Source organism: Bradyrhizobium sp. USDA 326 (genome assembly GCF_049739485.1).
Lineage (GTDB): Bacteria > Pseudomonadota > Alphaproteobacteria > Rhizobiales > Xanthobacteraceae > Bradyrhizobium.
On record NZ_JBMGQA010000001.1, the window covers coordinates 4,842,315 to 4,866,789 of the forward strand.

Below are 24,475 nucleotides of genomic sequence, written 5' to 3' on the forward strand. Positions count from 1 at the left end.
CGCTCCAGGCGCGCATCTTGCGCGGCAGGGAACAGGCCACCATTTGTGTGAGCCTTCAAGGACTCTTGCCATGCTGGACTTCACTTCAGATATCGCCGATGACGCAGCGTCATCGCGAACGACGGCGTCTGCCGAGGTCGGTGACCGGGCCCTGCTGGACGCCTATTCCAATGCCGTGATCGACGTGACCGACCGTGTCGGTCCCGCGGTCGTGCGCGTCGAGACCGGGCCGAAGGCGCCGAACGGCCGCGAGCGCGGCGGGCTCGGCTCAGGCATCGTGATCTCGCCGGATGGACTCGTCCTCACCAACAGCCATGTGGTCGGCAGTTCGAAGGAAATTCGGCTGCGCGACGTCGAGGGCCATGTCGGTGACGCGCGGGTGCTCGGCGTCGATCCCGACACCGATCTTGCCCTGCTGCGCGCCAACGGCGCGCGCCACTTGCCCTATGCCGCCCTCGGTAACTCCAAGACCCTGCGCCGCGGCCAGCTGGTGATCGCGATCGGCAATCCGCTCGGCTTCGAATCGACCGTGACCGCCGGCGTCGTCTCGGCGCTCGGGCGCTCGATCCGCTCGGTCAGCGGGCGCACCATCGAGGACGTGATCCAGACCGATGCCGCGCTCAATCCCGGCAATTCGGGCGGCCCGCTGGTGTCGTCGCATGCCGAGGTGATCGGCATCAACACGGCCATCATCAACGGCGCGCAAGGGATCTGCTTTGCGGTCGCCAGCAACACCGCGCAATTCGTGCTGTCGGAGATCATCCGCCACGGCTACGTCCGCCGCGCCTATATCGGCGTTGCCGGACAGACGGCACCGGTCCCGCGGCGGCATGCGGTGCTCGCCGGCGTCGAGAACAAGATGGGCGCGCTCTTGATGCAGATCGAGCCGGATGGACCTGCGGCCAAGGCGGGCCTGTTGCCCGGCGACGTCGTGATCAGGCTCGACGGCGTCGAGATCAACGGCGTCGATGATCTGATCCGCGTGCTCGATCGCGACCGGATCGGCCGGCGGCTCGCCATGGACGTGTTGCGGCTCGGCCGCCTGCGGGCGATCGATATCGATCCGATCGAACGCAAGAAGGCGCGCTAGCTGCAAGCCCGTGGGCGCGGTATGACGGTGTCATGCCTCGCTCACGGAATCCTGCCGCATGATGCCGGCGCACGAGACCTACGACGTCATTGTCATCGGCGCCGGTGCAGGTGGCATGACGGCCGCGACCGTCGCTGCCGCTGAAGGCCTGCGCGTGCTGGTGATCGAGAAAACCGCCTTCGTCGGCGGCACCACCGCCTGGTCCGGCGGCATGGTCTGGATCCCCGCCAATCACAAGACGAAGGAGGCGGGACTTTCCGACAGCGTCACCGATGCAGTCCGGTATCTGTCGAGCACGGTCCCGGAGCCCGCGAATTCCAGCCTGCGCGCCGCCTTCCTGGCGCGCGGGCCCGAGGCGATCGCCTGGCTCGAAGCCAACACCGAGGTGCGGCTCCAGCCGGTGAAGGCCTATCCCGATTACTATCCGGAACGGCTGGGGGCGACGCCTGGCGGCCGCGTGCTGGAGCCGGCTGTCTTCGACGGTGCCCGGCTGGGAAATAACTTCGCGCGATTGCGGCCACCGCTGCCGGAGTGCACGCTGTTCGGCGGGATGATGGTCGGCCGCCTCGACCTTCCGCATCTGCGCCTGGATCGGAACGTCGTTGTGCACGACCTTGCGCGCGGCGCAGTTGGTGTCCGCGTATGCGTGGCAACGCTTGCGATCGCCGCGCGGCACGACGTTGCATCAAGGCAATGCGCTCGCCGCGCAGCTGTATGCCACGCTGCTGGCGCGGCGGGCCGATCTCCTCTTCAGCGCTGATGTCGAGCGCCTATCAATGCGGGACGAGCGCGCCGCCGGCGTGGTGATCCGCCACGGCGCCCGCGACCGCCTGATCTCAGCGCGTCGCGGCGTCGTGCTCGCGACCGGAGGCTTCTCGCACGATGCGAGCTTGCGCAAACGCTTCTTCCCGGCCGGCGCAGGCTTGATCTCGGCGGCCACTCCGTCGGCTGCGGGCGACGGGCTTCGGCTTGGGACTGCCGCCGGTGCAGCGCTCAACACGGACGCGACGAGCGCAGCCTATTGGGTCCCGGCCTCGCTATTCCGCCGCACTGATGGCAGCCGCGGCGTGTTCCCGCACATGACGGCCGATCGCGCCAAGCCCGGCGTGATCGCCGTCAATGCGGCCGGCAGGCGTTTCGTCAACGAGGCGCTGTCCCACCACGAGTTCGTGCTTGCCATGTTGCGCGAGGCCAATGGTGAGCTGGACCGGCCGTTCCACCTGATCTGCGACCGCTGGTTCCTGTGGGCCTACGGCCTCGGCCGCATCAAACCATTCACGCGCAGTTATCGGCGCTATGTGGCGAGCGGCGAGTTGATCGAGGCGGCGGATGTCGCGCAGCTCGCAGCCTTGATCGGCATCAAGCCATCCGTGCTTGCAGCGACGGTCACGAATTACAATGCCGATGCGAAGGAGGGGCGCGATCCCGAATTTGGTCGCGGCAGCACCATCTATCAGCGCCATCTCGGCGATGCCGTTCACAAGCCCAACCCTTGCGTCGCACCGATCGTCCGCGCGCCGTTCTTCGCGCTGCGCATCCATCCGGCGGATCTCGGCACGGCCATCGGCATGACGGTGGATGCGCAAGCGCGTGTGCTGCGCAAGGACGGCACTCCGATCTCCGGCCTTTACGCCTGCGGCAATGACATGGCCTCGATCATGAACGGCAATTATCCGGCCCCGGGCATCACGCTCGGGCCGGCGCTGACGTTCGGGTACATCGCGGGGCGGCATCTGGCGGAGGGGAGTGTGGCGACGGCGGGTGCGACGAAGGCGACCGTCTGACTGTCGTCTCGCTTTTCTCAGTCATTGCGAGCGTAGCGAAGCAATCCAGAATCACTCCGCGGCGACGGTCTGGATTGCTTCGTCGCAAGGGCTCCTCGCAATGACGCGTGGAGAGAACGTTCTCCCGACCGCTACTCCGCCGCCGCCGCAAAGCGGCTGTTCTCGAGCTCCGCTTCCAGCCGCGCCGTCTCGGCCGCCGCCAGCTTGATATTTGCTTCCTTGACATGGCCGAAGCCGCGGATCGTCTCGGGCACCCGTGCAAGCCGGGTCAGCAGCGGGATCTGCGCCGCTTGCAGCCTGACGATCCGCTGATCGATGATCGCCAGGTAATCCGCGATCAGCTTCCGCTCGGTCCGGCGCTCCTCGGTGCGGCCGAACGGATCGAACAGGCCGCCGCGCAGGAACTTGAGCTTGGCGAGAACGCGGAAGGCATGGATCATCCAGCCGCCGAACTCCTGCTTCTGCAGATGTCCCGTCACCTTGTCGCGCTTGGCGAAGATCGGCGGGGCGAGGTGGTACTTCAGCGTGAAATCGCCATCGAACTTTTCCGACACCTTCCTGGCAAAGCTGCCATCGGTATAGAGCCGCGCGACCTCGTACTCATCCTTGTAGGACATCAGCTTGAACAGGTTCTTCGCGACGGCCTCGGTCAGTTCCGTCGACGCGGGCGAAACGGCGCTCTCCGCCTTGCGCACCTTGGCGACCGCCGCGAGATAGCGGTCGGCGTAGGCCTTGTCCTGATAGAAGGTCAGGAATTCCACGCGCGTCGCGATGATGTCGTCGAGCGATTTCGCCGGCGCGGACGCTCTAGCCTTGAACTGAAGCACGCTGCGCACGCGCGACATGTCGTGGGCGGCGAGGCGGCCCCAGGTGAAGGCGAGCTTGTTCATCTCGATCGCGGCGCCGTTGATCTCGATGGCGCGGAGCAGGGCCTCCAGCGACAGCGGAATCGCGCCCTTCTGGAACGCGAAGCCGAGCATGAAGGGGTTGGTGGCGATGCTGTCGCCCATCAGCGCGGCGGCAATGCCCGTGGCGTCTATGATGTCGAGGTTCTTGTCGCCGATGGCGTCGCGCAGCACGGTCTGCATCGTGCCCATCTCGAAGTCGAGATCGGGGTTCTGCACGAAGCTCGCGGTCGGCTGCAAATCGGCGTTGATGTAGGCCTTCGTCACGCCGCGCTCGGCGCGGCTGAGTGCGGCCGGGCCGGCCGAGACGATCATGTCGCAGCCGAGGATGACGTCGGCGCCGCCCGTGGTGATGCGGACGGCGGAAATGTCCTCCGGCTTCGGAGCAATGCGCACATGGCTCATCACCGCGCCGTTCTTCTGCGACAGGCCGGTGAAATCCAGCGCCGAGCAACCCCGACCGTCGACATGGGCAGCCATGCCGAGCAGGGCGCCGATGGTGATGACGCCGGTGCCGCCGATCCCGGTGACGAGGATGTTGTAGGGACCGTCGAGTTCACGCGCCGGCGGCAGTGGCAGATCGGCGAAGAGCTGGCCGGAATCGACCGCCGAGGTCTTCATCCGCTTGAGCGTGCCGCCATGCACGGTGACGAAGCTCGGACAGAAACCCTCGACGCAGGAAAAGTCCTTGTTGCAGTTCGACTGGTCGATCTGGCGCTTGCGGCCGAATTCGGTCTCCAGCGGCTGCACCGAGACGCAATTGGAGGCCTGCGAGCAGTCGCCGCAGCCTTCGCAGACGAGCTCGTTGATGAAGGCGCGCTTGGCGGGATCGGGATAGAGCCCGCGCTTGCGGCGGCGGCGCTTTTCGGCGGCGCAGGTCTGGTCGTAGACAATGACGGTGAGGCCCTTGATGTCACGCAGCTCGCGCTGCACGGCGTCGAGCTCGCGGCGATGATGGATGGTCGCGCCTTGCGGAAAATAGTTTCCTTGCGGGTATTTGGACGGATCGTCGGAAACGATCGCGAGCCGCTTGACGCCCTCGGCCCAGACCTGGTGCGCAATCTGCGCGACGTTGAAGGCGCCTTCGGCCGGCTGGCCGCCGGTCATGGCCACGGCGTCGTTGTAGAGGATCTTGTAGGTGATGTTGATGCCGGCAGCGGAAGCGGCACGCAGCGCAAGTAGCCCGGAATGGGTATAGGTGCCGTCGCCGAGATTCTGGAAAATGTGCGTCTCGCTCGTGAAGGGCGACTGGCCGATCCAGTTCACGCCTTCGGCGCCCATATGAGAGATCAGATCGGTGCGACGGGTTGGCATGCTCAGGGCCATGCCGTGGCAGCCGATGCCGGCCATGGCGCGGCTGCCCTCCGGCACACGCGTGGAGGTGTTGTGTGGGCAGCCCGAGCAGAAGAACGGCGTGCGCGCGAGCTTGATCTGGGCGCTGGTGGTGACGGGATTGTCGAACGCCTCGAGCCGGGCGAGGCGCTGCTCCAGCACCGGGCTGTGATGGCCGAGCTTGCGCAAGCGCGCCACCAGCGCAGACGCGACAATGGTCGGCGTCAGCTCGCCCTCGCTCGGCAGCAGCGGTGCGCCGCGCTCGTCGCGCTTGCCGGTGACGGTCGGGCGCCTGGACGCATCGATATTGTAGAGGATGCGCATCAGCTGGTCTTCGATGAAGCCGCGCTTCTCCTCGACGACCAGCACGTCCTGAAGACCTTCGGCGAAACGCTTCGCGCCGCTCTCCTCAAGAGGCCAGGTCAGCGCGACCTTGTAGATGCGCAAGCCCAGATCCTGCGCGTCCTTGTCCGTAATGCCCAAATCGGCGAGCGCCTGGCGCAGGTCGAGATAGGCCTTGCCGGTCGCGACGATGCCGAGCCGCGCCGGCTTTGAATCGAGCACGATGCGGTCGAGCTGGTTGGCGCGGGCGAAGGCCTGCACGGCGGCCATCTTCGGGCCGAATAGCCGCTTCTCGGCTTCGAGCGGCGGATCGGGCCAGCGGATGTTGAGGCCGCCCGGCGGCATCTCGAAATCGTCAGGCAGCTTGATCTGGATACGTTCAGGATCGCTGTAGATCGACGCCGAGCTCTCGACGGTCTCGCTGATCGCCTTGAAGCCGACCCAGCAGCCGGAGAAGCGCGAGAGCGCAAAACCGTAGAGGCCGAGATCGAGATAGTCCTGCAGTGTCGCGGGATTGATCACGGGGATCAGCGCGGCCGCGAACACCTGCTCGCTCTGATGCGCCAGCGTCGATGACTGGCAGCCGTGGTCGTCGCCGGCGAGTGCCAGCACACCGCCGTTGAGCGAGGTGCCAGCCGCGTTGGCATGCTTGAGCGCATCCACCGAGCGGTCGACGCCGGGGCCCTTGCCATACCAGATGCCGAACACACCATCGACCTTGGCGCCGGGAAACAGTCCGACTTGCTGGCTGCCCCACACGGCGGTTGCCGCCAGATCCTCGTTCAGGCCGGGCACGAAGGCGATGTCGTGCTGCTGGAGGTGCGACTTCGCCCGCCACAACGCGTGGTCGTACATGCCGAGCGGGGAACCGCGATAGCCCGAGATGAAGCCGCCGGTGTTGAGCCCCTGGAGCCGGTCGCGTTCGCGCTGCAACATGGGCAGCCGGACCAGGGCCTGCGTGCCGGACAGAAAGATCCGCTTCGATTCGAGCCGGTATTTATCGTCCAGCTCGACCTGCATCAGCGTCATTTCGGGAGTCCTTGTCTTTCGTTCGGCGTTGGGGTTTGCGCTGCGGGAGGGATTGCGGCTGCGCGACGCGAATTGTGACAGTCAAAGGCATGGGCCGGCGAAGTCAATATCGCTGGCCGCATCCGTGGCGCTCCTGCTAGTCATGGCTTCCTGTGGAGAGCACCATGACCGCGAACGCATTCGATACCGAGATCACGGAGACGGCCGAGGCGCTGATCGGGCCGTGGCGCCAGCCGCGCCAGATGCTGCAAACGCAAACCTACGACGCGCACGCCTCGATCCACGACGACGCAACAGCCCAGAAGCTCGGCTTCAAGGGCGGCACCATCGAAGGGCCGACCCATTTCAGCCAGTTCGCGCCGCTCGGCGAACGGCTATGGGGTCGTACCTGGTTCGAGACGGGCTGCCTGTCCGCGCATTATCGCAGCGTCTGCTACGAAGGCGAGGAGGTGCAAGCGATCCTGTCGAAGCCATTGCCCGGCACGAGCCAGTGCCAGGTCCAAATGGTCAAGCGCGACGGCACCGAGGTGCTGCGCGGAACGGCCTCGGTCGGCGATGCGCCGGTTGCGACCGCGCTCGAGACCCGCCTCGGCGAGCTCAAGCCGCTGGCCGATGCCGTGATCCTTCGCGACGTGAAGGTGGCGCGGACCGGCAAGCGGCAGTCGGTGCGCATGGCGTTCGACCAGAATATGGGCGACCTCTACCCGTTCTCGCTCAGGCAGAAGCTCGCCGTCATCACCGAGAGCTCGCCCTACTACTCGGGCGCGGATAATCCGTGGAGCAAGCCCGTCATTCCGATGGAGATGCTGAGCGTGCTGTTCCAGTACCGCTCCAAGGACGATCCGCTACCGGCCAGGGGCCCGGCCGTCGGCCTGTTCGCCGATCAGGAGATCCGCCTCGTGAAGGGGCCGCTCTTCGTCGACGAGGCGTACGAAGTCGAGCGCGAGGTGGTCGCGCTCTCCGGCAGCCGCCGCACCGAAAGCGCGTGGGTCAAGACGCGCGTGTTCGACGGGGCGGGCACGATGGTGGCAACCATGTTGCTGAACATGGCGACGCTGAAGGACTCTTATGCGCCGTATGAGGAAGAGTATCGGCGGCTGTATGGGGCTGGGCGGTAGGGGCAAGGCGTCGCCACACACGTGCGTCGTCATTCCGGGGCGACGCGTCGCGTCGAGCTATGGTGCGCGATTGCGCATCAGAGAATCCATTTCACCTCGGGTATTGCGGCCCGCTGGATTTCCGGGCTCGCGACTGCGTCGCGCCCCGGAATGACGGCTGGTGAAAGCCTTGCCACCGCTTAAGCATTGGGCAAATGCACGCCGTAAAACCCCCGCATAACGAATGAGCACACGCGCACTCCTCTCGTAACGTTTTGACAGAGCAGCGAATTTCTCGAAGCTCTCCCTCCAATCGCAATTGTACACAATGGCACGGCGCTTGCAGAACTCTTGGCCAAGAGAGTTCTCGCGAGGCCTGCGTCATGTTGAACTCAGCCAAGCCGACAAGGGGCGTCGTCAGCGCCGAGCCCGAGCCGATCAAGCTCGACTGGCTCGCCACCGCGCTTCTCATCATCGACATGCAGCGGGACTTCATGGAGCCCGGCGGCTTCGGCGAAACGCTCGGCAACGACGTCAGCCAGCTCGCGCGCGCAGTGAAGCCGGTCGGCGCGGTGCTGACGGCGGCGCGCGCCACCGGCATGCTGGTCATCCACACGCGCGAGGGGCATCTGCCCGATCTCTCCGACGCGCCGCCGGGGAAGGTCGAGCGCGGCGCGCCGAGCCTTCGCATCGGCGATCCCGGTCCGATGGGACGCATCCTCATTCGCGGTGAGGCCGGCCACGACATCATTCCCGAGCTCTATCCGCTCGACAGCGAAATCGTGATCGACAAGCCAGGCAAGGGGGCGTTCTACGCGACCGAGCTCGGCGACATCCTTCAGAAATACGGCATCGAGAATTTGCTCGTGTGCGGCGTCACCACCGAGGTGTGCGTCAACACCACGGTGCGCGAGGCCAATGACCGCGGCTATCGCTGCGTCGTCATCGCCGATGGCTGCGCATCCTATTTCCCCGAATTTCACGAGATGGGCCTGAAGATGATCAAGGCCCAGGGCGGCATCTTCGGCTGGGTCGCGGACTCGGCCGCAGTTCTGGAGGCAATGAAGGTTTCGACCACATAGGGGTATTGTCATGAGCACATTGACGGGGACGGCCGGCAAATCTGAAATCGACAAGTCCGGGTTCAAGCCGGCGCTATGGACATCGGGCGACTGGAACGCGCTTTTCGGCTTCGGCACCAACATCCTCGTCAACATGCTGGTGCTCACGGGGCTCCTGCGCTTCGTGCTGAAGATGCCTGATAGCCTCGTGTTCGGCCGCATCCTGCCCGCGCTTGGGCTGATGATGTGCCTGTCCACCTTCTATTATGCGTATCTCGCCTATCGCCTCGCCCAGAAGACCGGCCGCAACGACGTCTGCGCGCTACCGTCAGGCGTCAGCGTGCCGCACATGTTCATCGTCACCTTCGTGATCATGCTGCCGATCACGCTGAAGACCGGCGATCCGCTCAAGGGCTGGTCGGCGGGGCTCGTCTGGGTGTTCTTCCAGAGCTTCATTCTCATGATCGGCGGCTTCATCGCGCCCTTCATCCGCAGGATCACGCCGCGCGCGGCGTTGCTCGGCACGCTTGCCGGCGTCTCCGTCACCTTCATCTCGATGCGGCCGGCGCTGGAGATGTACATGACGCCGCAGATTGGTCTCGTCTGCTTCGCCATCATCCTGGTGAGCTGGTTCGGCCGTGTGAAGTATTGGCGCGGCGTTCCCGCGGGCCTCGTCGCGATCGCTGCCGGCATGATCATCGCCTGGGGCTCGAACCTGTTCGGGCTGGGTCTCGGCGGATTGAGTCTCAAAGGCGTCGGCGCCGCCTTTGCGAACTTCGGCTTCTCGGTGCCGATCCCGGCTGTCGGCTACGTCTTCTCCGGCTTCGAATTCCTCAGCATCATCCTGGTCACCGCCATTCCGTTCGGCATCTACGACCTCGTCGAGGCCATGGACAATGTCGAGAGCGCGGAAGCGGCCGGTGACGACTATCCGACCACGCGCGTGCTCACCGCCGACGGCGTCGTCAGCCTGATCGGCTGCCTGATGGGCAATCCCTTCATCAACGCCGTCTATATCGGCCATCCCGGCTGGAAGGCGATGGGCGGTCGGATCGGTTACTCGGCGGCGACGGGCATCATGGTGGTCGTGCTGTCTTGGTTCGGCATCATCTCGGTGCTGCTGGCACTCGTGCCGGTCGTCGCGATCTCGCCGATCCTGCTCTACATCGGTATGCTGATCGGCGCGCAGGCGTTCCAGACCACACCGGTCAAGCACGCGCCCGCGATCGTGCTGGCGCTGACCCCGCATCTAGCCGCCTGGGCCAAGCTCCAGATCGACACCATGCTGGGCTCCACCATGAATGCGGCGGCAACCGTCGGCGGAATGGCGGCCGACAAAGCCGATGCGGTCAAGGCCGCCGCGATCGCCGCGCTGCCGCAGCAGGGCGTGTTCTATCACGGCCTCGAGGTGATGGGCGGCGGCTCCATCCTCGGCGGTCTCATCCTCGGCGCCATCGGTGTCTTCATCATCGAGCGCGACTTCGAGAAGGCGTCCGCCTTTGCGCTGGTCGGGGCGGTGCTGACCTATTTCGGCTTCATGCACGGCGAGGCCGTCGGCATCGGCGGCGGCTTTGGCGTGACGCCCGCGGTGGCCCTGGCCTACGCAGTAATGGCTGCGGGCCTGTTCGCCGCCGCCAAGCTCGGCGCCAGCGAGCCCTACGCCGCGCATCCGGAGATGTCGGCCGCGCCGGCGGAGTAAGCGTGCCCTCAAGTCTCGCGGAACGGCCGGGCGGCGTCCCGGCCGGTTTCTTTCAGGGGCGCACCGCCGGCGTCTCCATCGGCAGGCCACGCGCCCGCGACATCAGATAGAGCTGGAGCGCGACCAGCTCGGGCGAACCATAGTCATAGGCCTGGGCGCGGACGCCGGTCATGCAGCTGCGCAGCCGCCGCTCGAGCGACCCCAGCGTCTGCCATTCCAGGCGGTAGAGCGGATAGCCGGTCGGCTGCGCTTGCGTGATCGGCGCGCCGGCGAGGCGCTTGTCGAAATTGTCATCGTGGCAGTTGGTGCAGGCGAGGTTGAGCTGGCCCTCGCGCTGCATGAAGAGCGCGCGGCCCTGCGCGATAAAGGGCTTGAGCTTTGGGTCGTCACCGGCCGTGATCGCGGTGCCGCGCGACTGGTGGGCGATGAAGGCGGACAATGCGAGCAGGTCGCGGCCCTCGTAGGGCAGCGGTGTCGCCTGCTGATGATCGGCGCGGCAGAGATTGATCCGCTGATCGAGCGTGACGGGGCGGCCGAGCGCCTTGTCGAAGGCGGGATAGCGCGCAGCGACCCCCTTCATGCTGCTGCGCGCATCGCCATGACAATCCGCGCAGGCTTTGTTGGTGCTGCCGGTCTTCTTTGCCCAGAGAGCTTCGCCGTCGAGCACGAACAGCATGCCGGGATTGGTGGTGTCGTCGTCCTGCATGGCGCGCGTGTCCGGGCCCATGAAGGAATAGCCGGAGCGGCGTGCATCGGGCGGGATTTCGCCGGCGAGCAGGGTGGGGACCGCCGCGGCGAATAATGCCACCGCCGCTATCGCGCGCCAAGAAATCATTCGACAATGATCGAGGCCGATGCAGTGGACGAATAGCCGTTGTCGCCGATCCATTCGAACTCGAACTTGCCGCTCTCCTTGGCGACGGTGAAGAACGACAGATAGGGATTGGCCGCGATCGCCGGAAACAGATCGGCGCGAAAGATCTCGGTGCCATTGTAGCGGCAAGTGAAGCTCGTGATGATGTCGCGCGGCACCAGCTTGCCGTCGGCGGTGTGGCGGAAACCGGTCTCCATGATGTGCGAGGTCAGCGTGCGGATCTCGATGATGTCGCCGCGCCTGGCCTTGGCCGGAACGTTGATGAGAGCGGCCATCAGTTCATCTCCTCGGTGCAGGCGGCCAGCGTCACGACGATTTCGGCGGCAATTTGCCAGAATGTGTCGTCGGAGAGACGTGCGATCGCGACCACCTTCTGAGTATCGGCGAGCCGAATCCGCGTCGAGACCTGGGCTCGCCCGGAGGAGGGGCTGAGATAAAAATTGCCGATGTTCGGCTGCGGGTTCTTCTCGTTGAAGACGTGGATGCTCTTGACGTGGTCGTCCGCCGTCATCGCGCTTGCGACGCTCACCGTCATCGGCACCGTGTTGCCGTTCTCGACCAGCGGTGGAATGTCGAGCTTCACCCTGCCGCTGCGAATCTGTGCTTCGCCGACGACGTTGCGGATCGCGGCGTTGAGCATCGCCGGTGTCGCCTCGAGCGGCCGCAGAGTGACGATCGGGACCGCGCCGGCGACGGTCACGCCTCCGGCGAGGCTCAGGAATTGTCGTCGCGTGGTTGGCATGAACCTAGTCCCGAAGCGTTGCAAGAAAGGCCACGATGTCCTCGATCTCCGCAGCCGACAATATCGGCTTGCCGGCGAAACTGCGTCCGACGCGGACGAGGCCGTCGGTGCGATAATAGGACGGCATGATGGTGTCCGGGTTGAAGCGCGAGGCATCGACCAGTCGAAGCCGCAACTGGCTCACCGACCACCGGTTCCCGGCGCCGGCGAGGTCAGGCGCGAGATCACCCTGGAACCGCGTTTCCGGGAATGGGCCGGAATGGCAGAGAATGCAGGTCGTGGTGCGCGCGAGCACCAGAGCGCGGCCGCGCGCGGCATCGCCGGGGGAGCCTGTGAGCGAGGCTGGAATGCCGTCGTTGACGATTGTGTAGGGCAAGAGTTTTTCGGCTCTCACGCTGGCAGCAAGTGTAAGGCTTAGCGCGACCACCGCAGCGGCAATCGAAGAAATGTGAGACGAGAGATCGAGCCGCGGCCTCCTCTTGCCTCTCCCGTTTGGGGGAGACGTCGGCGCGCAGCGCCGGGTGAGGGTTCTTTCCTCTAGGGGAGTCTTCGCTGTTGAGACACCCTCTCCCCAACCCTCCCCCGCAGGCGGGGGAGGGGGCGCACTGTGGTCGTGGCGGCAGGCCCGTTCCATCATGTCCTAGCCAAACGTCTCCGCCGTGATGGTCTGAAACCAGCGCTCGGCTTCAGCCGCCTCGCGGGCGCGCAGCTCGCGTGGCGCATCGACCGGGCTGGTCGCGCCGCCCTCGACCTCGGCGAAGATGTCGCCCCTGGGCTGGTAGTTGCCGGCGAGCGAGAAGCCGTAGCCGGGGGCGACGGTGCTGTAGCAGATGCCTGTCAACCGCGGCGCTTCGGGCGTGCGGCCGGCGAGCAGGCTGACGATCGCAGCGGCGCATGCCTTGCCTTGCGCGCTTGCAGCGGAGGCCGATTTCGGAATGCCGCCGCCAAGGCAGGCGTCGCCGATGACGTGGATGTTCGGGACCAGTTTCGACTCGAACGTGACAGGATCGATCGGGCACCAGCCGGTCGCATCCGCAGCGCCCGCAATCCCGGCAATATGGCCGGCGCGCTGCGGCGGGATGACGTTGGCGACATCAGGGGTGTAGTTGCCGAATTCGGTGACGATGGTTCTCGTCGCGGGATCAACCGAAGTGACGCGGCCGCCTTGCGACAGTGCGACGCGTTCGATCATGTCGCCGTAGAGTTCCTTCCATGCCTTCTCGAACAGCCGCTGCTGGGAGAAAGTGTCCTTGGCATCGAGGATCAGAACCTTCGAGCGCGGCTTCTTCGTCTTCAGGTAATGCGCGATCAGGCCTGCGCGCTCGTAAGGCGCGGGCGGGCAACGAGAAGGATTGGCTGGGATGGCAATGGCGACCGTGCCGCCGTCCGCCATCGCCTCCAATTGCCTGCGCAGCAGCAGCGTTTGCGCGCCGGCTTTCCAGGCGTGCGGCATCGTCTCCGACGCTGCCTCGTCATATCCGGGCAGGGCATCGAGATGGAAGTCGATGCCGGGCGAGAGCACGAGCCGGTCATAGCCATACGCGGTGCCATCGCCCGTGGTCACACTACTCTTTTGCCCATCGACTGCCGTCGCGGCCTGGGCGACGACGGTGATGCCGGCGCCGGCGAGCTTGTCGTAGCCGAACTGCTGCGCCTCGATCTCGCGCAGGCCCGCGATCACCTCGTTGCTGAACGGGCAAGCGATGAACGTCTTGTTCGGCTCGATCAGGGTGACCCGCAATCTCGCGTCGGCACGCTTGAGCGCCCGGGCGCAAGCCGCGCCGCCAAAGCCGCCGCCGACCACGACGACGCGGCCCGCCGATTGCGCGCGCAGGATCGAAGGTGCGGCGAGCGATGTGGCCGCGACGGAGATGCCGAGGATGGCATTCCGCCGTGTCACCGGCGCATTCATGAGGCTTGTCCGAAAAATGCTGCGGCGGCCGACGTGGCCGCCGCGAGTTGTTGTTTGAGCATGATCTTTTCGGAAAACCGCTTAGCACTTTTCCGGATCATGCTTCATGCGAAGGTGATGTTCTGGTCGCGCAGCGGCACCGAGCGGATGCGCTTGCCGGTCGCGGCGAAGTACGCATTGAGAACCGCCGGCGCCGCGACGCCGATGGTCGGCTCGCCGACTCCGCCCCAGAATCCGCCGCTCGGCACCATCACCGATTCCACCTTCGGCATCTCGTTGATGCGCATCGAGTTGTAGGTGTCGAAGTTGGTCTGCTCGATCTTGCCGTCCTTGACGGTGCAGCCGCCATAGAACAGCGCCGAGAGGCCATAGACAAAGGAGCCGGCGATCTGCCGCTCCACCTGCGCCGGATTGACGATGTAGCCGGGATCGGTGGAGGCGACGATGCGATGCACCTTGATCTTGCTGCCGTCGGTCACCGAGATTTCGGCGGCGCCGGCGACATAGCTGCCGTAGCCCATGACCTGCGCTATGCCGCGATAGACGCCCTGCGGCGCCGGCGTGTCCCAGCCGATCTTCTCGGCGACCGCGTTGAGCACCGCCAGATGCTTGGGGTGATTGCCCATCAGCTTGCGGCGGAATTCGAGCGGGTCCTGGCCTGCGGCCTGGGCCAGCTCGTCCATAAAGCACTCCATGTAGATCGCGTTGTGATTGACGTTGACGCCGCGCCAGAAGCCCGGCGGGACGTGCGGGTTGCGCATCGCATGCTCGATCAACAGGTTCGGCACCGAATAGCCGAACGCGGCCTCTCCGGACTGGGCGACGCCCTGGAATGCGGCGGGATCCATGCCGTTCTGCAGCGCTTCGGGACGCAGCGAGAACAGGATCGACTGCCCCGACAGGCGGTAGTGCAGCGCGATCAGATTGTTGTTGGCGTCGAACGCGCCGGTCATCTTGCACTGTGTGATGGGGTGATACCGGCCGTGCGCCATGTCCTCTTCGCGAGACCACAACAGCTTGATCGGCGTGCCCGGCATCTGCTTGGCGATCATGACCGCCTGGCGGACATAGTCGGTTTGGCCGCGCCGGCCGAAGCCGCCGCCTGGCATCACCTTGTGCACATCGCACTTCTCGGCCGGCAGGCCGGAAGCCTCCAGCACGGCAGCGAAGGCCGCCTCGCCATTCTGCGTGCCGCACCAGACCTCGCATTTGTCCGCCGTATAGAGCGCGGTGGCGTTCATCGGCTCCATCGTGGCGTGGTTCTGGTAGGGATAGCTGTAGACGGCCTCGACTTTCTTCGCGGCGCCGGCGATCGCGGCCTTCGCGTCGCCGTTCTTGTTGCCGACATAGGCCGGCTGCGCGTCGTCGAGCCCTTCGGCCAGCCACTTCGCAATCGACGCGCTGGAGACCTTCGCGTTGTCGCCCTCGTCCCAGACGATCGGCAGCGCGTCCAGCGCGGTCTTGGCGTGCCACCAGGTATCCGCGACGACGGCGACCGCGGTATCGCCGACCTTGACCACCTTCTTGACGCCCTTCAAGCCGGCGATCTTGGCTTCGTCAAAACTCTTCAGCTTGCCGCCGAACACCGGGCAGTCCTTGATCGCGGCATTCAGCATGCCCGGCAGCTTGATGTCGGCGCCGTAGATCATGGCGCCGGTGGTCTTGTCGACGGTGTCGAGCCGCTTCACGCCCTTGCCGATCAGCTTCCAGTCCTTCGGATCCTTCAGCTTGACCTCCGCCGGAGGCGTCAGCTTGGCTGCGGCCTCGGCGACCTTGCCGTAGGTCGTGGTCCGGCCCGAGAGCGTATGGGTGATGACGCTGTTTGCGGCCGTGCATTCGGAGGCCGGCACTTTCCAGGCATCGGCGGCGGCCTGGATCAGCATCACGCGCGCGGTCGCGCCACCCTTGCGGACATAGTCCTGCGAAGAGCGGATGCCGCGGCTCCCGCCAGTCGAGAAATCGCCCCAGACGCGCTTGCGGGCGACGCTCTGGCCGGGAGTCGGATATTCCGTCGTGACCTTGGTCCAGTCGCATTCGAGCTCCTCGGCGACGAGCTGGGCGAGACCGGTGAGCGAGCCCTGGCCCATCTCGGAACGCGCGATGCGGATCACGACGGTGTCGTCGGGCCTGATCACGACCCAGGCGCCGATCTCGGGCGAGCCGTCGGCGGCGCGCACCACCGCGGGGCCACCGAAGGGGAGGTCGAGGCCAATGGCGAGACCGGCACCGACCGCGGCCGTGCCGATGACGAAGGCACGACGATTCATCTTGGGAGAGACGTGTTTGTTCATGGGCGGCTCCTTACGCGCTTGCGATCGTGTGGATCGCCTCGCGCACCTGCGCGAAGGTGCCGCAGCGGCAGATGTTGGTGATGGCCTCGTCGATGTCGGCGTCGGTCGGCTTGGGCTTCTCGTTCAGCAGCGCCGCCACCGCCATGATCATGCCGCTCTGGCAATAGCCGCATTGCGGCACGTCCTGCGCGATCCAGGCCTCCTGCACCTTGTGCAGCGAATCCCCGGAAGCGAGACCCTCGATCGTGGTGATCTTCTTGCCCTCGGCCTCGCTGACCGTAACGCCGCAGGAGCGCATCGCCACGCCGTCCATATGAACCGTGCAGGCGCCGCATTGTGCAATGCCGCAGCCATATTTGGTGCCGGTCAGGCCGGCATTCTCTCGGATCGCCCAGAGCAGCGGCGTATCCGGCTCGACGTCAAGAGTGAAGGTTTTTCCGTTGATTGTTAGGTTTGCCATCGCAAGTCCCCTGATTGGCCCAATCCACCGACTGAACTCAGGGGCGCAATCTGTCCGGCAAATTGGAACTGTTCAAATCAACACTCCGAGGGCTAACCAGGATGCATTGCTCGGCCGCGCGAGGGTGTGGACTGGAGCGCTGTTTTGCCTCATCCCTGCGCCAGTCGATTCGGGTTGAGGTCTCTTCCATGGGCGCCAATCCGCGGCTTTACGCGACGTCCGGCCGTAAAGGCCGGTTCCAGGCCCGATTGCGCCCTGCACAGCGGCGACAGTTTGTCCTTTTTGCCGGGATGCAAGACGCCGGCGCTTTGGTACACTGAGCCGACACAAAAGGAGTTCCATGAACGTGCCGAGTCCCTGCAACGTGCTGATGCTCTACCCGCTGTTCTCGGCAGAGTCCTTCTGGAGCTTTGGCGAATCCTGCAAAGTGATGGGCGTCAAGCGCCCTGCTGCCCCCTTGGGCCTGATCACCGTTGCCGCGATGTTGCCCGAGAGCTGGACGGTCCGGCTGATCGATTGCAATACGGCGTCCTTTGGCGAGGAGGATCTCGCCTGGGCCGACGTCGTGTTCACCGGCGGAATGATGCCGCAGCAGGCCGACACGCTGCGCCTGATCGAGCTCTGCCGCGCCGCCGGCAAGCCGGTCGTGGTCGGCGGTCCCGACCCCACCTCGAGCCCCCACATTTATGAGCGGGCCGACTTCCGGGTGCTCGGCGAGGCCGAGAGCGTCCTCGACGAATTCATCGCGGCCTGGGAAAGTGGCGCGCGGTCCGGCACCTTCACCGCGCCGAAATTTCAGGCCGACGTCACCAAGACGCCGGTGCCGCGTTTCGATCTGCTCAGGTTCGAGGACTATCTCTATCTCGGTGTGCAGTATTCGCGCGGCTGTCCCTTCACTTGCGAATTCTGCGACATCATCGAGCTCTACGGGCGCGTGCCGCGGACGAAGACGGTCGAGCAGATGTTCGTCGAGCTCGAGACGCTCTACCGGATGGGCTACCGCGGCCATCTCGACTTCGTCGACGACAATTTCATCGGCAACAAGAAGTCGCTGCGGCAATTCCTGCCGAAGCTCGCCGAATGGCAGCGTACGCACGGCTATCCCTTCGAATTCTCCACGGAAGCCTCGGTCAACCTCGCCGACGATCCGGAGCTGCTGGAGCTGATGGGGGCGGCCAACTTCTTCGGCATCTTCGTCGGCATCGAAAGTCCGGACCCGGCGACGCTGGTCGCGATGCGGAAAAAACAGAACACGCGGCGCAACATCGCCGAGAGCATCCACAAGATCTACGCCGCCGGCATGCTCGTCACCGCGGGCTTCATCGTCGGCTTCGACAACGAGAAGGTCTCGATGGCGGAGGCCATGATCGAATTCATCGAGGAGGCGGCGATTCCCGTCGCCATGGTCGGCCTGCTCTACGCTTTGCCGAACACGCAGCTCACGCGCCGACTCGAGCGCGAAGGCCGGCTGCATCCGGGACACGATGTGGCGCCGACCATCGGCGCCGATCAGTGCACGGCCGGCATCAACTTCGATCCGGTCCGCCCGTTGCGCGACATCCTGATGGACTACAGGCGGGTGCTGGAGCACACCTATAGCCCGGCGGCCTATGCAGGACGCGTCGACCGCCTGATGACGCTGCTCGACCGATCCAGGCAACGACCCGAACTCGCCGCAGGAGACATCCGCGCCAGGCTCGGGGCGATGGAGACGGTGCACAAGGTGGTCACCGCCCTTCCCGAGGCACGGGGGCCGCTCTGGCAGACTTTCATGAATTGCGCCAAGCGAGACACCTCGTCCGCACGCATCGCCGTGCAGATGATCGCGGCCTATGCGCATCTTGGACCGTTCTCGCGCAAGGTGATCGCGGCTATCGACGAGCGTCTGGCCGCGCTGGACCAGGACATGCCCAATCCCGTCGTGGAAATGGACGCGTCCGAGATTCGGCATCTGGCCTGACGTCCGGAAAGCCTACGGGTGGCCGTGGGGCGCTTTGATGCGCCGCGGGCAGGCCTTCCGGCTATCAAAGTGGCTGTCATGTGCGAGATCCCGGCTTGACAGCCGAACAACCCCAAGCTGATCGTCATCAGGACGACACCGGGCCCGTCATGATTTCGATGCGCGGCTGCGTCATTGCCAGATTGGCTTTAGCGGGGTTGAGCCATGTTCAGAAAGGTGATCCGCTGGTCGATAGCATTGATTGCCGTGGCGGCTCTGGCCTTTGCGTATCTGCCTTCCTTCATCGCCGATTCCATCTACAAGAACGTCGACGACATCACCGACGGCGAGATGCCCGCCACCATCACCGCCTTTCAATCGGGGCCGGACGTCGTCAGTACCATCGGCGGAAGCGGCGAGGGCTTGAACTGCAGCCTGCCGCCCTGGGCCAACATATTGTTCGACGGCGGGACTGATTCCAACCAGAAGCGCCATCTCGTCCTGCAGCGCTTCAGGCAGGCCTGCGTCTTTCACGACCTGTGCTATCGCCACGGCCTTGCGACCTACGGCTATAACCAGAACGATTGCGATCGGATCCTGCAAAACGCGGCTTTTCGGCTGTGCGTCTACATACGAAACAGCAGTCAGGAGAGCAGCGCGGCGCGCTGTCAGACCGATTCCAAGATGGTTCTGGCCGGCGTGAGTCTCGGAGGCTACGACGCCTATCGCGGCTGGGACCGATCGACCTATTTCGAGTTCGACTCGGATCCATCGCGGTCGAACGGGTTTCAGGTCAGCCGCGTGGTCGATCATCCATTCAAGGCGACGCTACCTGCCAAATACGCGGGTGACCCCGATGAGGTCATTCTCATGTTCGAGAACCTTCGCTCCAATCTGGCCGTGACCTGCATCACCTGCGCGACGGTTCCCGTTCTCGAGTGGACCACCGATCCCAACGCCGTCAGCGCCGAACTGCGCTCGGTCGGGGTGACGCGGTTGCCCGACGTGCTGCTCAAGCGCGAGCCCATGCTGACCGAAACCATGCCGGTCTGGTTGCCGCCACGCCGGCGGCACGCGGCGCCGCATCTCCTGGTCGATGGAGCCGGCAAGAACCATCTGATCTGGATGAGCCGGAATAACTCGGAGAACAGCATATCCTGTGTCGTCAGCGCCGATGCGGCGCGACTCCTCACCAATACCTTGCCGACCCGGGATCTCTGCTCGGTCGACGCGGGCCCATCGCTGACCCGCGTGGAAGTCGACATGTTCGCGACCTCTCCGCTTCCGATGGAAGTGCCCGGAAGTTCGGATCTCATCTATGCGATCTCGGCCAGCCCGCAGAAAACGGCAGAGCACCATCTGAGCTTCTGTTCGCGCTCTGCGTCCCGGAAGGTCGAGGAGACCGACCATGACGACCAGTCCAAATGCGTCACCTTCCCCGAGACGGAGGTCCGCGAGGGCGCGGCACTCGGCGCATTTCAGAACTTTCCGCTGGTTCGCCGCGGGCAGCAGATCTATTTCGCTCGGGACATCGCGCAGCAGGCGGACTCGCTGCTGACCGCCGTCTGGCAGCGCGCCTTTGGCAATACTTTCTCGCCCGAAGGCGCCCTGCTCGTGATCGACGTTGCACCGCCGCCCGCCGCAAAAGGGCCTCTCTCGGCCAGGCTGAAGAAGATCGTCCGGTTCAACATCGACGATCGCTTCGATCCGATGATGCCGATCACGCGCAAGGTGGACGACCTGCGCTTCCTGAGCCTCGAGGCGGCAAAGTCGAGCGTGCACCTCCGCATGATCGATTTCGCCAAGGACAGGCCCTCCGTCGGCAATGTGCAGCTGATGATGGGTAACGGCGAGGTGGAACTGGATCGCTCCTGGGCGGAGAGGCCCATGCTGGTGCTGGAGACCAGGGACGCGCGACCCAGAACCAAGCTGGTGTTCTCGCGTGGGGAAGTCGCGGTCCCAGCGGGCAAGCCCGTCACATCCGGCGCGACGACGGAAGCGTTGACGCTGCAGATATTGGTTTTCGAACGCGATGCCGCGGCGCCTTCGAATATGCCTTTCGTGAAATCGGCCGGGGCGGCGTGCCGGGTCGTGTACGAGTTCGCACCGAACCACACCGACTGGCCGTGCTATCGCGCGTTCGATCCCGAGCGTACGATGCGGGCGTCGCCGGCGACGCGGATGCAGGCCTCCCAGATGCTGGTCGGGCGGTTCACCCGAGCCGGCGGCCATGGCATCGCATTTCCCGATCTCTGCCTGAAGTCGGAGCCGATCATCCTGGCGCCGCAAGGGAGCACGTTTGTGCCCGTGAGCGAGACCGCGGGTTGGACAGGGCCGCCAAAGCTGATACGGACGGTCAAATGCGAGCCGCTCGATGCGGCGGCAGTCGTGAGCCGTCCGATCGCGGAGAAGACGCCGTGAGGCCCGCCTGAAAAGCGCGCCAACGCGCCCGGTCTACTTCACGGCCAACCGCAGGAAGCTCATCACGCTGCCGAGCGCGGCGAAGCCAGCGCCAAGCGCCAGCGCCAATGTCGCGCCGTCATGACCCGCGAGCGCGAAGCAGGCTGCGGCGAGCGCCGCGCCGGTCGTCTGCCCGGTCAGGCGCGCAGTGGCGACGATGCCCGAGGCGCTGCCGCTGCGGTGCGGTGGCGCGCTTGACATCACTGCCTTCATGTTCGGCGCCTGGAAGAAGCCGAACCCCATGCCGCAGATCACCATGCGCCAGATGATGTCAGCGATCGCGGGATTGGCCGGCAGCATGGCGAGCAGCGCCATGCCGAGGCCGAGCAGCACGAGGCCGATGCCGCCGAGCAGGCCGACGGCATAGCGGTCGGAGAGGCGCCCCGCGATCGGCGCCATGATGCCGACCACCAGCGGCCAGGGTGTCATGAAGAAGCCGGTCTCGACCTGTGAACGCCCGAGCACGTCGTCGAAGTAGAACGGCAGCGAGACGAAGGCGAGGCCCTGCACCGCGAAGGAGCACACCGCGGTCGCCGCCGACAGCGCGAACATCGGCCGGCTGAACAGGTCGATCGGCAGCATCGGCGCGGGATGGCCGGCATGGCGGCGCGTCAGGATGAAGCCGAGCGCGAGGGCGGAGACCAGTTCGATGCCCACGACCACCGGCGACAAATTGTGCGCGGCGCTGCCGATGCCGGTGATGAACAGGCCGAGGCAGGCGACGGCGAGGATCGCCCCGAGAAAGTCGAAGCCGTGATCGGCGCGCGGGGTCTTCGGCAGCATCGCAAAGCCGATGCCGATCGCGACGAGGCCGAACGGGATGTTGACGGCGAACAGCCAGGGCCACGGGCCGACCGCCAGGATCGCCGACGCAATGGACGGCCCGAAGGTGAAGGCGGTCGCGACCACCAGCGCGTTGTGGCCGAAACCGCGGCCCTGCATCCTTCCGGGATAGACGAAGCGCACCAGCGCCGTGTTGACGCTCATGATCCCGCTCGCGCCGAGCCCCTGCAGGGTGCGCGCGACGAGCAGGCTGTCCAGCGACCACGCCACCGCGCAGAACAGCGAGGCGATGGTGAACAGGATCAGGCCGCCGAGATAGATGCGCTAGTGCCCGACGATCTCGCCGAGCGCTCCGAGCGGCAGCAGCGTCGCGACCAGCGCGATCTGGTAGACGTTGACGACCCAGACCGACTGCCCCGGCGTGACGTGCAGATCGGCGGCGATGGCGGGGAGCGCGATGTTGGCGATCGCGGTGTCGAGCGAAGCCATCGCCAGCGCGGTGAAGATCGCAGCGATGGCCCAGCGCCGCTGGCGGGCCGGCAGGCCATCGGACATGGTGTGATCGGGCTCGCGCGTGGCGGCAGGTAACGTGATTGTCATTGCCTGGTTGTCATTGCGTTCGCGCGTTGCTCCGGCGGCGGGGCTGGGGGGACTTTCGGCATGTACTACGGCCGGGCCCTCTTCCACAGGCATATGCTTGCATGCTGTGCATGCACGAAGGTGAGGCGATGCGGCCTCGGGCATGCGAGCCTTGAGCTATCAGGCACCACCGTGCGCCCCGCCGAGTTGCTCGACATCGTCCGCGCCGCCGACGGCCTTCCTGGGGCCGACCGCGACCTTCGACTTCAAGGACGAGGCGCATGGCGAGATGCTGGTCATGCCTGACGACGTCGGCGACACGCTCGGCACAATCGCGGCGAGGGACGCGATTGCGGACATCCTGCAGGCGGAATGAGCTGCTTCGGACGCGTGCTCTCCGGCTCTCTTTTGGGGCTTGAAACAAGAAGTCGAGAAACAACCCCATGCACAGTAGAGCGCTCCTTGATCTATAAGGGATTTTTTGCGACGCGTTGCGACGACATCCGCAGCCGCGATCGCGCTGACCTGTCGGGCAAAACACTGGCAGGATGCGATGCTGGCGCCGGTGTCCACTGCACAGCCGCGCGCCGCTCCCGGCGCACGTTGAGCCAGATCAACACTCCCCCGGAAGGACCGCGAACTTTTCCATCAGTGCATCGATGGAAAGGCGGTCGACATGCAGACGCTGCTCAGGGACATCCGAAATACCCCTCTGCTCTGGATGCTGGCCTTCGTGCCCATCGTGCTGGTGGCCGAGGCCATGGTCCCGCATTCCCACACGCTCCTATTCATGCTGGCCGTGCTCGCGATCGTGCCACTGGCAGCGCTGCTCAGCCATGCCACCGAAGCGGTCGCCGCGAAGACCGGCGATGCCGTGGGCGGACTGCTCAATGCCACGCTCGGCAACCTGACGGAGCTGATCATCGCCATCACCGCGCTGCGGGCGGGGCAGTACATGCTTGTGAAGGCCTCGATTGCGGGCGCGATCGTCACCAACGCGGTGTTCATGCTCGGCGCCTGCCTGCTGCTCGGCGGCCTGCGCTACCACGTTCAGGAGTACAACCGCGCCGGCGCGCGGCTCTCGTCCGGCCTGCTGCTGATGGCAACCGTCGCCCTGCTTGCGCCTTCAGCCGTCGCCGATCTCGAGCACCTGCCCCAAGGCGGGGGCATCTTGAACAAGCTCAGTGTCGGAATTTCAATCCTGCTCATCATCGCTTATGCACTCGGCCTGTTGTTCTCGCTTGTTACGCACAAGGAGTTGTTCGCAAGCTCCGATCATGGCGAGGACAAGGAGGCGCGCTGGCCGATCGGAATAGCCGCCGGCACGCTGCTTGTCGTCACGGTGCTGGTCGCGCTGGTCAGCGAAATCTTCGTGGAGTCGGTGCAGAAGGCGGCGGAGACCTTCGGGATGAGCCCGGCTTTTGTCGGCTTCATCGTCGTCTCGCTGGTCGGCGCCGCCGCCGAATTCGCGGTGGCCTTTGCCGCTGCGCGCAAGGACCGGCTCGACATGGCCGTCAGCATCGCGCTGGGCAGCGCCTCCCAGATCGCGCTGTTTGTTGCCCCCGCGCTAGTGTTGCTCAGCTATGTTGTGGGACCCGCGCCGATGGACCTGCAGTTCTGGCCGGGCGCCGTCACCATGATGATGATTGCAACCGTCACGTCGGCCTTTATCACCGCCGGCGGGCGCTCAGCCTGGTTTGTCGGCGCCCTGATGATCTTCATCTATGCGGTGTTTGCACTGACGCTGTATATCGTTCCGCCAGCAGGCCAGGGATGAGGGGTTGTGCCGCATCGGCGAGAGGCTTCTGATTTCACCCGGCGCAGGATGGCGGGCGCGCAAGCCGCAAACGGGATCCGCAGCGGGTTGGCATCGCTCGGCGATCAAACCTGGCGTCGCAAGCGGGCGAATTCCGACATTATTTAATTTGACTTATCTATAGTTAAAATTATATATATTTATATATTTTTAAAAATTTAATCGTGGAGGCGCGTCGCCCTGACGTGGTTGTCGATCTGGCGTGTTCTCTTCGAACACCTGATGCGGACAGGCCGAGTCAACCGCGCCACTAAAGTTGCCGTCGAAGAGAGGCGTTATG

15 protein-coding genes and 3 pseudogenes are annotated in these 24,475 nt (G+C 65.2%); 9 read left to right on the forward strand and 9 right to left on the reverse strand.

The features are described from left to right. Positions 1–70 precede the first annotated feature (70 nt). Both ABIG06_RS22850 and ABIG06_RS22855 read left to right on the forward strand, forming a co-directional pair. On the forward strand, positions 71–1,090 hold the full coding sequence (locus ABIG06_RS22850) for a S1C family serine protease (protein ID WP_124159571.1): 1,020 nt from the start codon (positions 71–73) through the stop codon (positions 1,088–1,090). A 58-nt stretch (positions 1,091–1,148) separates the two neighbouring features. Next, positions 1,149–2,874 (forward strand): annotated as a pseudogene (locus ABIG06_RS22855) (FAD-dependent oxidoreductase). Positions 2,875–3,005: 131 nt separating this feature from the next. Here the strand turns inward: ABIG06_RS22855 and ABIG06_RS22860 are convergent. Then, positions 3,006–6,482: an indolepyruvate ferredoxin oxidoreductase family protein gene (locus ABIG06_RS22860; RefSeq protein WP_424578392.1), complete on the reverse strand. Its 3,477-nt coding sequence runs from the start codon at positions 6,480–6,482 to the stop codon at positions 3,006–3,008. A gap of 164 nt (positions 6,483–6,646) precedes the next feature. On the opposite strand from ABIG06_RS22860, the gene ABIG06_RS22865 reads away from it, so the two are divergent. The 3 genes from ABIG06_RS22865 (at position 6,647) to ABIG06_RS22875 (ending at position 10,339) form a co-directional block, all read left to right on the forward strand. Then, positions 6,647–7,600, forward strand: coding sequence for a hypothetical protein (locus ABIG06_RS22865; RefSeq protein WP_370138717.1), 954 nt, complete (start codon positions 6,647–6,649; stop codon positions 7,598–7,600). A gap of 362 nt (positions 7,601–7,962) precedes the next feature. Continuing rightward, positions 7,963–8,661, forward strand: a complete 699-nt coding sequence (locus ABIG06_RS22870; RefSeq protein WP_370138718.1) for a cysteine hydrolase family protein — start codon at positions 7,963–7,965, stop codon at positions 8,659–8,661. 10 nt (positions 8,662–8,671) lie between these two features. Then, positions 8,672–10,339: a regulator gene (locus tag ABIG06_RS22875; protein WP_370138719.1), complete on the forward strand. Its 1,668-nt coding sequence runs from the start codon at positions 8,672–8,674 to the stop codon at positions 10,337–10,339. Positions 10,340–10,391: 52 nt separating this feature from the next. On the opposite strand, the gene soxA is transcribed toward ABIG06_RS22875, so the two are convergent. From soxA to ABIG06_RS22910, 7 genes are all read right to left on the reverse strand, one after another. Continuing rightward, positions 10,392–11,174, reverse strand: coding sequence for a sulfur oxidation c-type cytochrome SoxA (soxA, locus tag ABIG06_RS22880; protein ID WP_199751413.1), 783 nt, complete (start codon positions 11,172–11,174; stop codon positions 10,392–10,394). Continuing rightward, on the reverse strand, positions 11,171–11,488 hold the full coding sequence (soxZ, locus tag ABIG06_RS22885) for a thiosulfate oxidation carrier complex protein SoxZ (protein ID WP_370138720.1): 318 nt from the start codon (positions 11,486–11,488) through the stop codon (positions 11,171–11,173). The genes soxA and soxZ overlap by 4 nt, the downstream gene beginning before the upstream one ends. Beyond that, on the reverse strand, positions 11,488–11,955 hold the full coding sequence (locus ABIG06_RS22890) for a SoxY-related AACIE arm protein (RefSeq protein WP_124159563.1): 468 nt from the start codon (positions 11,953–11,955) through the stop codon (positions 11,488–11,490). The genes soxZ and ABIG06_RS22890 overlap by 1 nt, the downstream gene beginning before the upstream one ends. A 4-nt stretch (positions 11,956–11,959) precedes the next feature. Next, positions 11,960–12,394, reverse strand: coding sequence for a sulfur oxidation c-type cytochrome SoxX (soxX, locus tag ABIG06_RS22895; RefSeq protein ID WP_124159812.1), 435 nt, complete (start codon positions 12,392–12,394; stop codon positions 11,960–11,962). Positions 12,395–12,595: 201 nt separating this feature from the next. After that, positions 12,596–13,867, reverse strand: coding sequence for an FCSD flavin-binding domain-containing protein (locus ABIG06_RS22900; protein WP_370138721.1), 1,272 nt, complete (start codon positions 13,865–13,867; stop codon positions 12,596–12,598). Between the two features lie 104 nt (positions 13,868–13,971). Continuing rightward, positions 13,972–16,158 (reverse strand): xanthine dehydrogenase family protein molybdopterin-binding subunit, encoded by a 2,187-nt coding sequence (locus ABIG06_RS22905; RefSeq protein ID WP_370138722.1) that lies wholly within the window; start codon positions 16,156–16,158, stop codon positions 13,972–13,974. A 10-nt stretch (positions 16,159–16,168) separates the two neighbouring features. Further along, positions 16,169–16,618 (reverse strand): (2Fe-2S)-binding protein, encoded by a 450-nt coding sequence (locus tag ABIG06_RS22910; protein ID WP_194388951.1) that lies wholly within the window; start codon positions 16,616–16,618, stop codon positions 16,169–16,171. Positions 16,619–16,958: 340 nt separating this feature from the next. On the opposite strand from ABIG06_RS22910, the gene ABIG06_RS22915 reads away from it, so the two are divergent. Together ABIG06_RS22915 and ABIG06_RS22920 are read left to right on the forward strand one after the other, a co-directional pair. Further along, positions 16,959–18,578, forward strand: coding sequence for a B12-binding domain-containing radical SAM protein (locus tag ABIG06_RS22915; RefSeq protein ID WP_124159559.1), 1,620 nt, complete (start codon positions 16,959–16,961; stop codon positions 18,576–18,578). Between the two features lie 204 nt (positions 18,579–18,782). Next, complete coding sequence (locus ABIG06_RS22920; protein ID WP_124159558.1) at positions 18,783–20,978, forward strand: hypothetical protein; 2,196 nt, start codon at positions 18,783–18,785, stop codon at positions 20,976–20,978. Between the two features lie 33 nt (positions 20,979–21,011). Here the strand turns inward: ABIG06_RS22920 and ABIG06_RS22925 are convergent. Then, positions 21,012–22,400 (reverse strand): annotated as a pseudogene (locus tag ABIG06_RS22925) (MFS transporter). A gap of 135 nt (positions 22,401–22,535) precedes the next feature. On the opposite strand from ABIG06_RS22925, the pseudogene ABIG06_RS22930 reads away from it, so the two are divergent. Together ABIG06_RS22930 and cax are read left to right on the forward strand one after the other, a co-directional pair. Further along, a pseudogene (locus ABIG06_RS22930) lies at positions 22,536–22,671 on the forward strand (isocitrate/isopropylmalate dehydrogenase family protein); the annotation flags it as partial. Between the two features lie 384 nt (positions 22,672–23,055). Continuing rightward, entirely contained in the window at positions 23,056–24,156 is a 1,101-nt protein-coding gene (cax, locus tag ABIG06_RS22935; RefSeq protein WP_370138724.1) for a calcium/proton exchanger, read from the forward strand. Positions 24,157–24,475: the final 319 nt, after the last annotated feature.

Coding starts and splice junctions, on each gene's coding strand:
- ABIG06_RS22850 (WP_124159571.1), top strand. CDS start 71: ATGCTGGACTTCACTTCAGATATCGCCGATGACGCAGCGTCATCGCGA.
- ABIG06_RS22860 (WP_424578392.1), bottom strand. CDS start 6,482: ATGACGCTGATGCAGGTCGAGCTGGACGATAAATACCGGCTCGAATCG.
- ABIG06_RS22865 (WP_370138717.1), top strand. CDS start 6,647: ATGACCGCGAACGCATTCGATACCGAGATCACGGAGACGGCCGAGGCG.
- ABIG06_RS22870 (WP_370138718.1), top strand. CDS start 7,963: ATGTTGAACTCAGCCAAGCCGACAAGGGGCGTCGTCAGCGCCGAGCCC.
- ABIG06_RS22875 (WP_370138719.1), top strand. CDS start 8,672: ATGAGCACATTGACGGGGACGGCCGGCAAATCTGAAATCGACAAGTCC.
- soxA (WP_199751413.1), bottom strand. CDS start 11,174: ATGATTTCTTGGCGCGCGATAGCGGCGGTGGCATTATTCGCCGCGGCG.
- soxZ (WP_370138720.1), bottom strand. CDS start 11,488: ATGGCCGCTCTCATCAACGTTCCGGCCAAGGCCAGGCGCGGCGACATC.
- ABIG06_RS22890 (WP_124159563.1), bottom strand. CDS start 11,955: ATGCCAACCACGCGACGACAATTCCTGAGCCTCGCCGGAGGCGTGACC.
- ABIG06_RS22900 (WP_370138721.1), bottom strand. CDS start 13,867: ATGAATGCGCCGGTGACACGGCGGAATGCCATCCTCGGCATCTCCGTC.
- ABIG06_RS22905 (WP_370138722.1), bottom strand. CDS start 16,158: ATGAACAAACACGTCTCTCCCAAGATGAATCGTCGTGCCTTCGTCATC.
- ABIG06_RS22910 (WP_194388951.1), bottom strand. CDS start 16,618: ATGGCAAACCTAACAATCAACGGAAAAACCTTCACTCTTGACGTCGAG.
- ABIG06_RS22915 (WP_124159559.1), top strand. CDS start 16,959: ATGAACGTGCCGAGTCCCTGCAACGTGCTGATGCTCTACCCGCTGTTC.
- ABIG06_RS22920 (WP_124159558.1), top strand. CDS start 18,783: ATGTTCAGAAAGGTGATCCGCTGGTCGATAGCATTGATTGCCGTGGCG.
- cax (WP_370138724.1), top strand. CDS start 23,056: ATGCAGACGCTGCTCAGGGACATCCGAAATACCCCTCTGCTCTGGATG.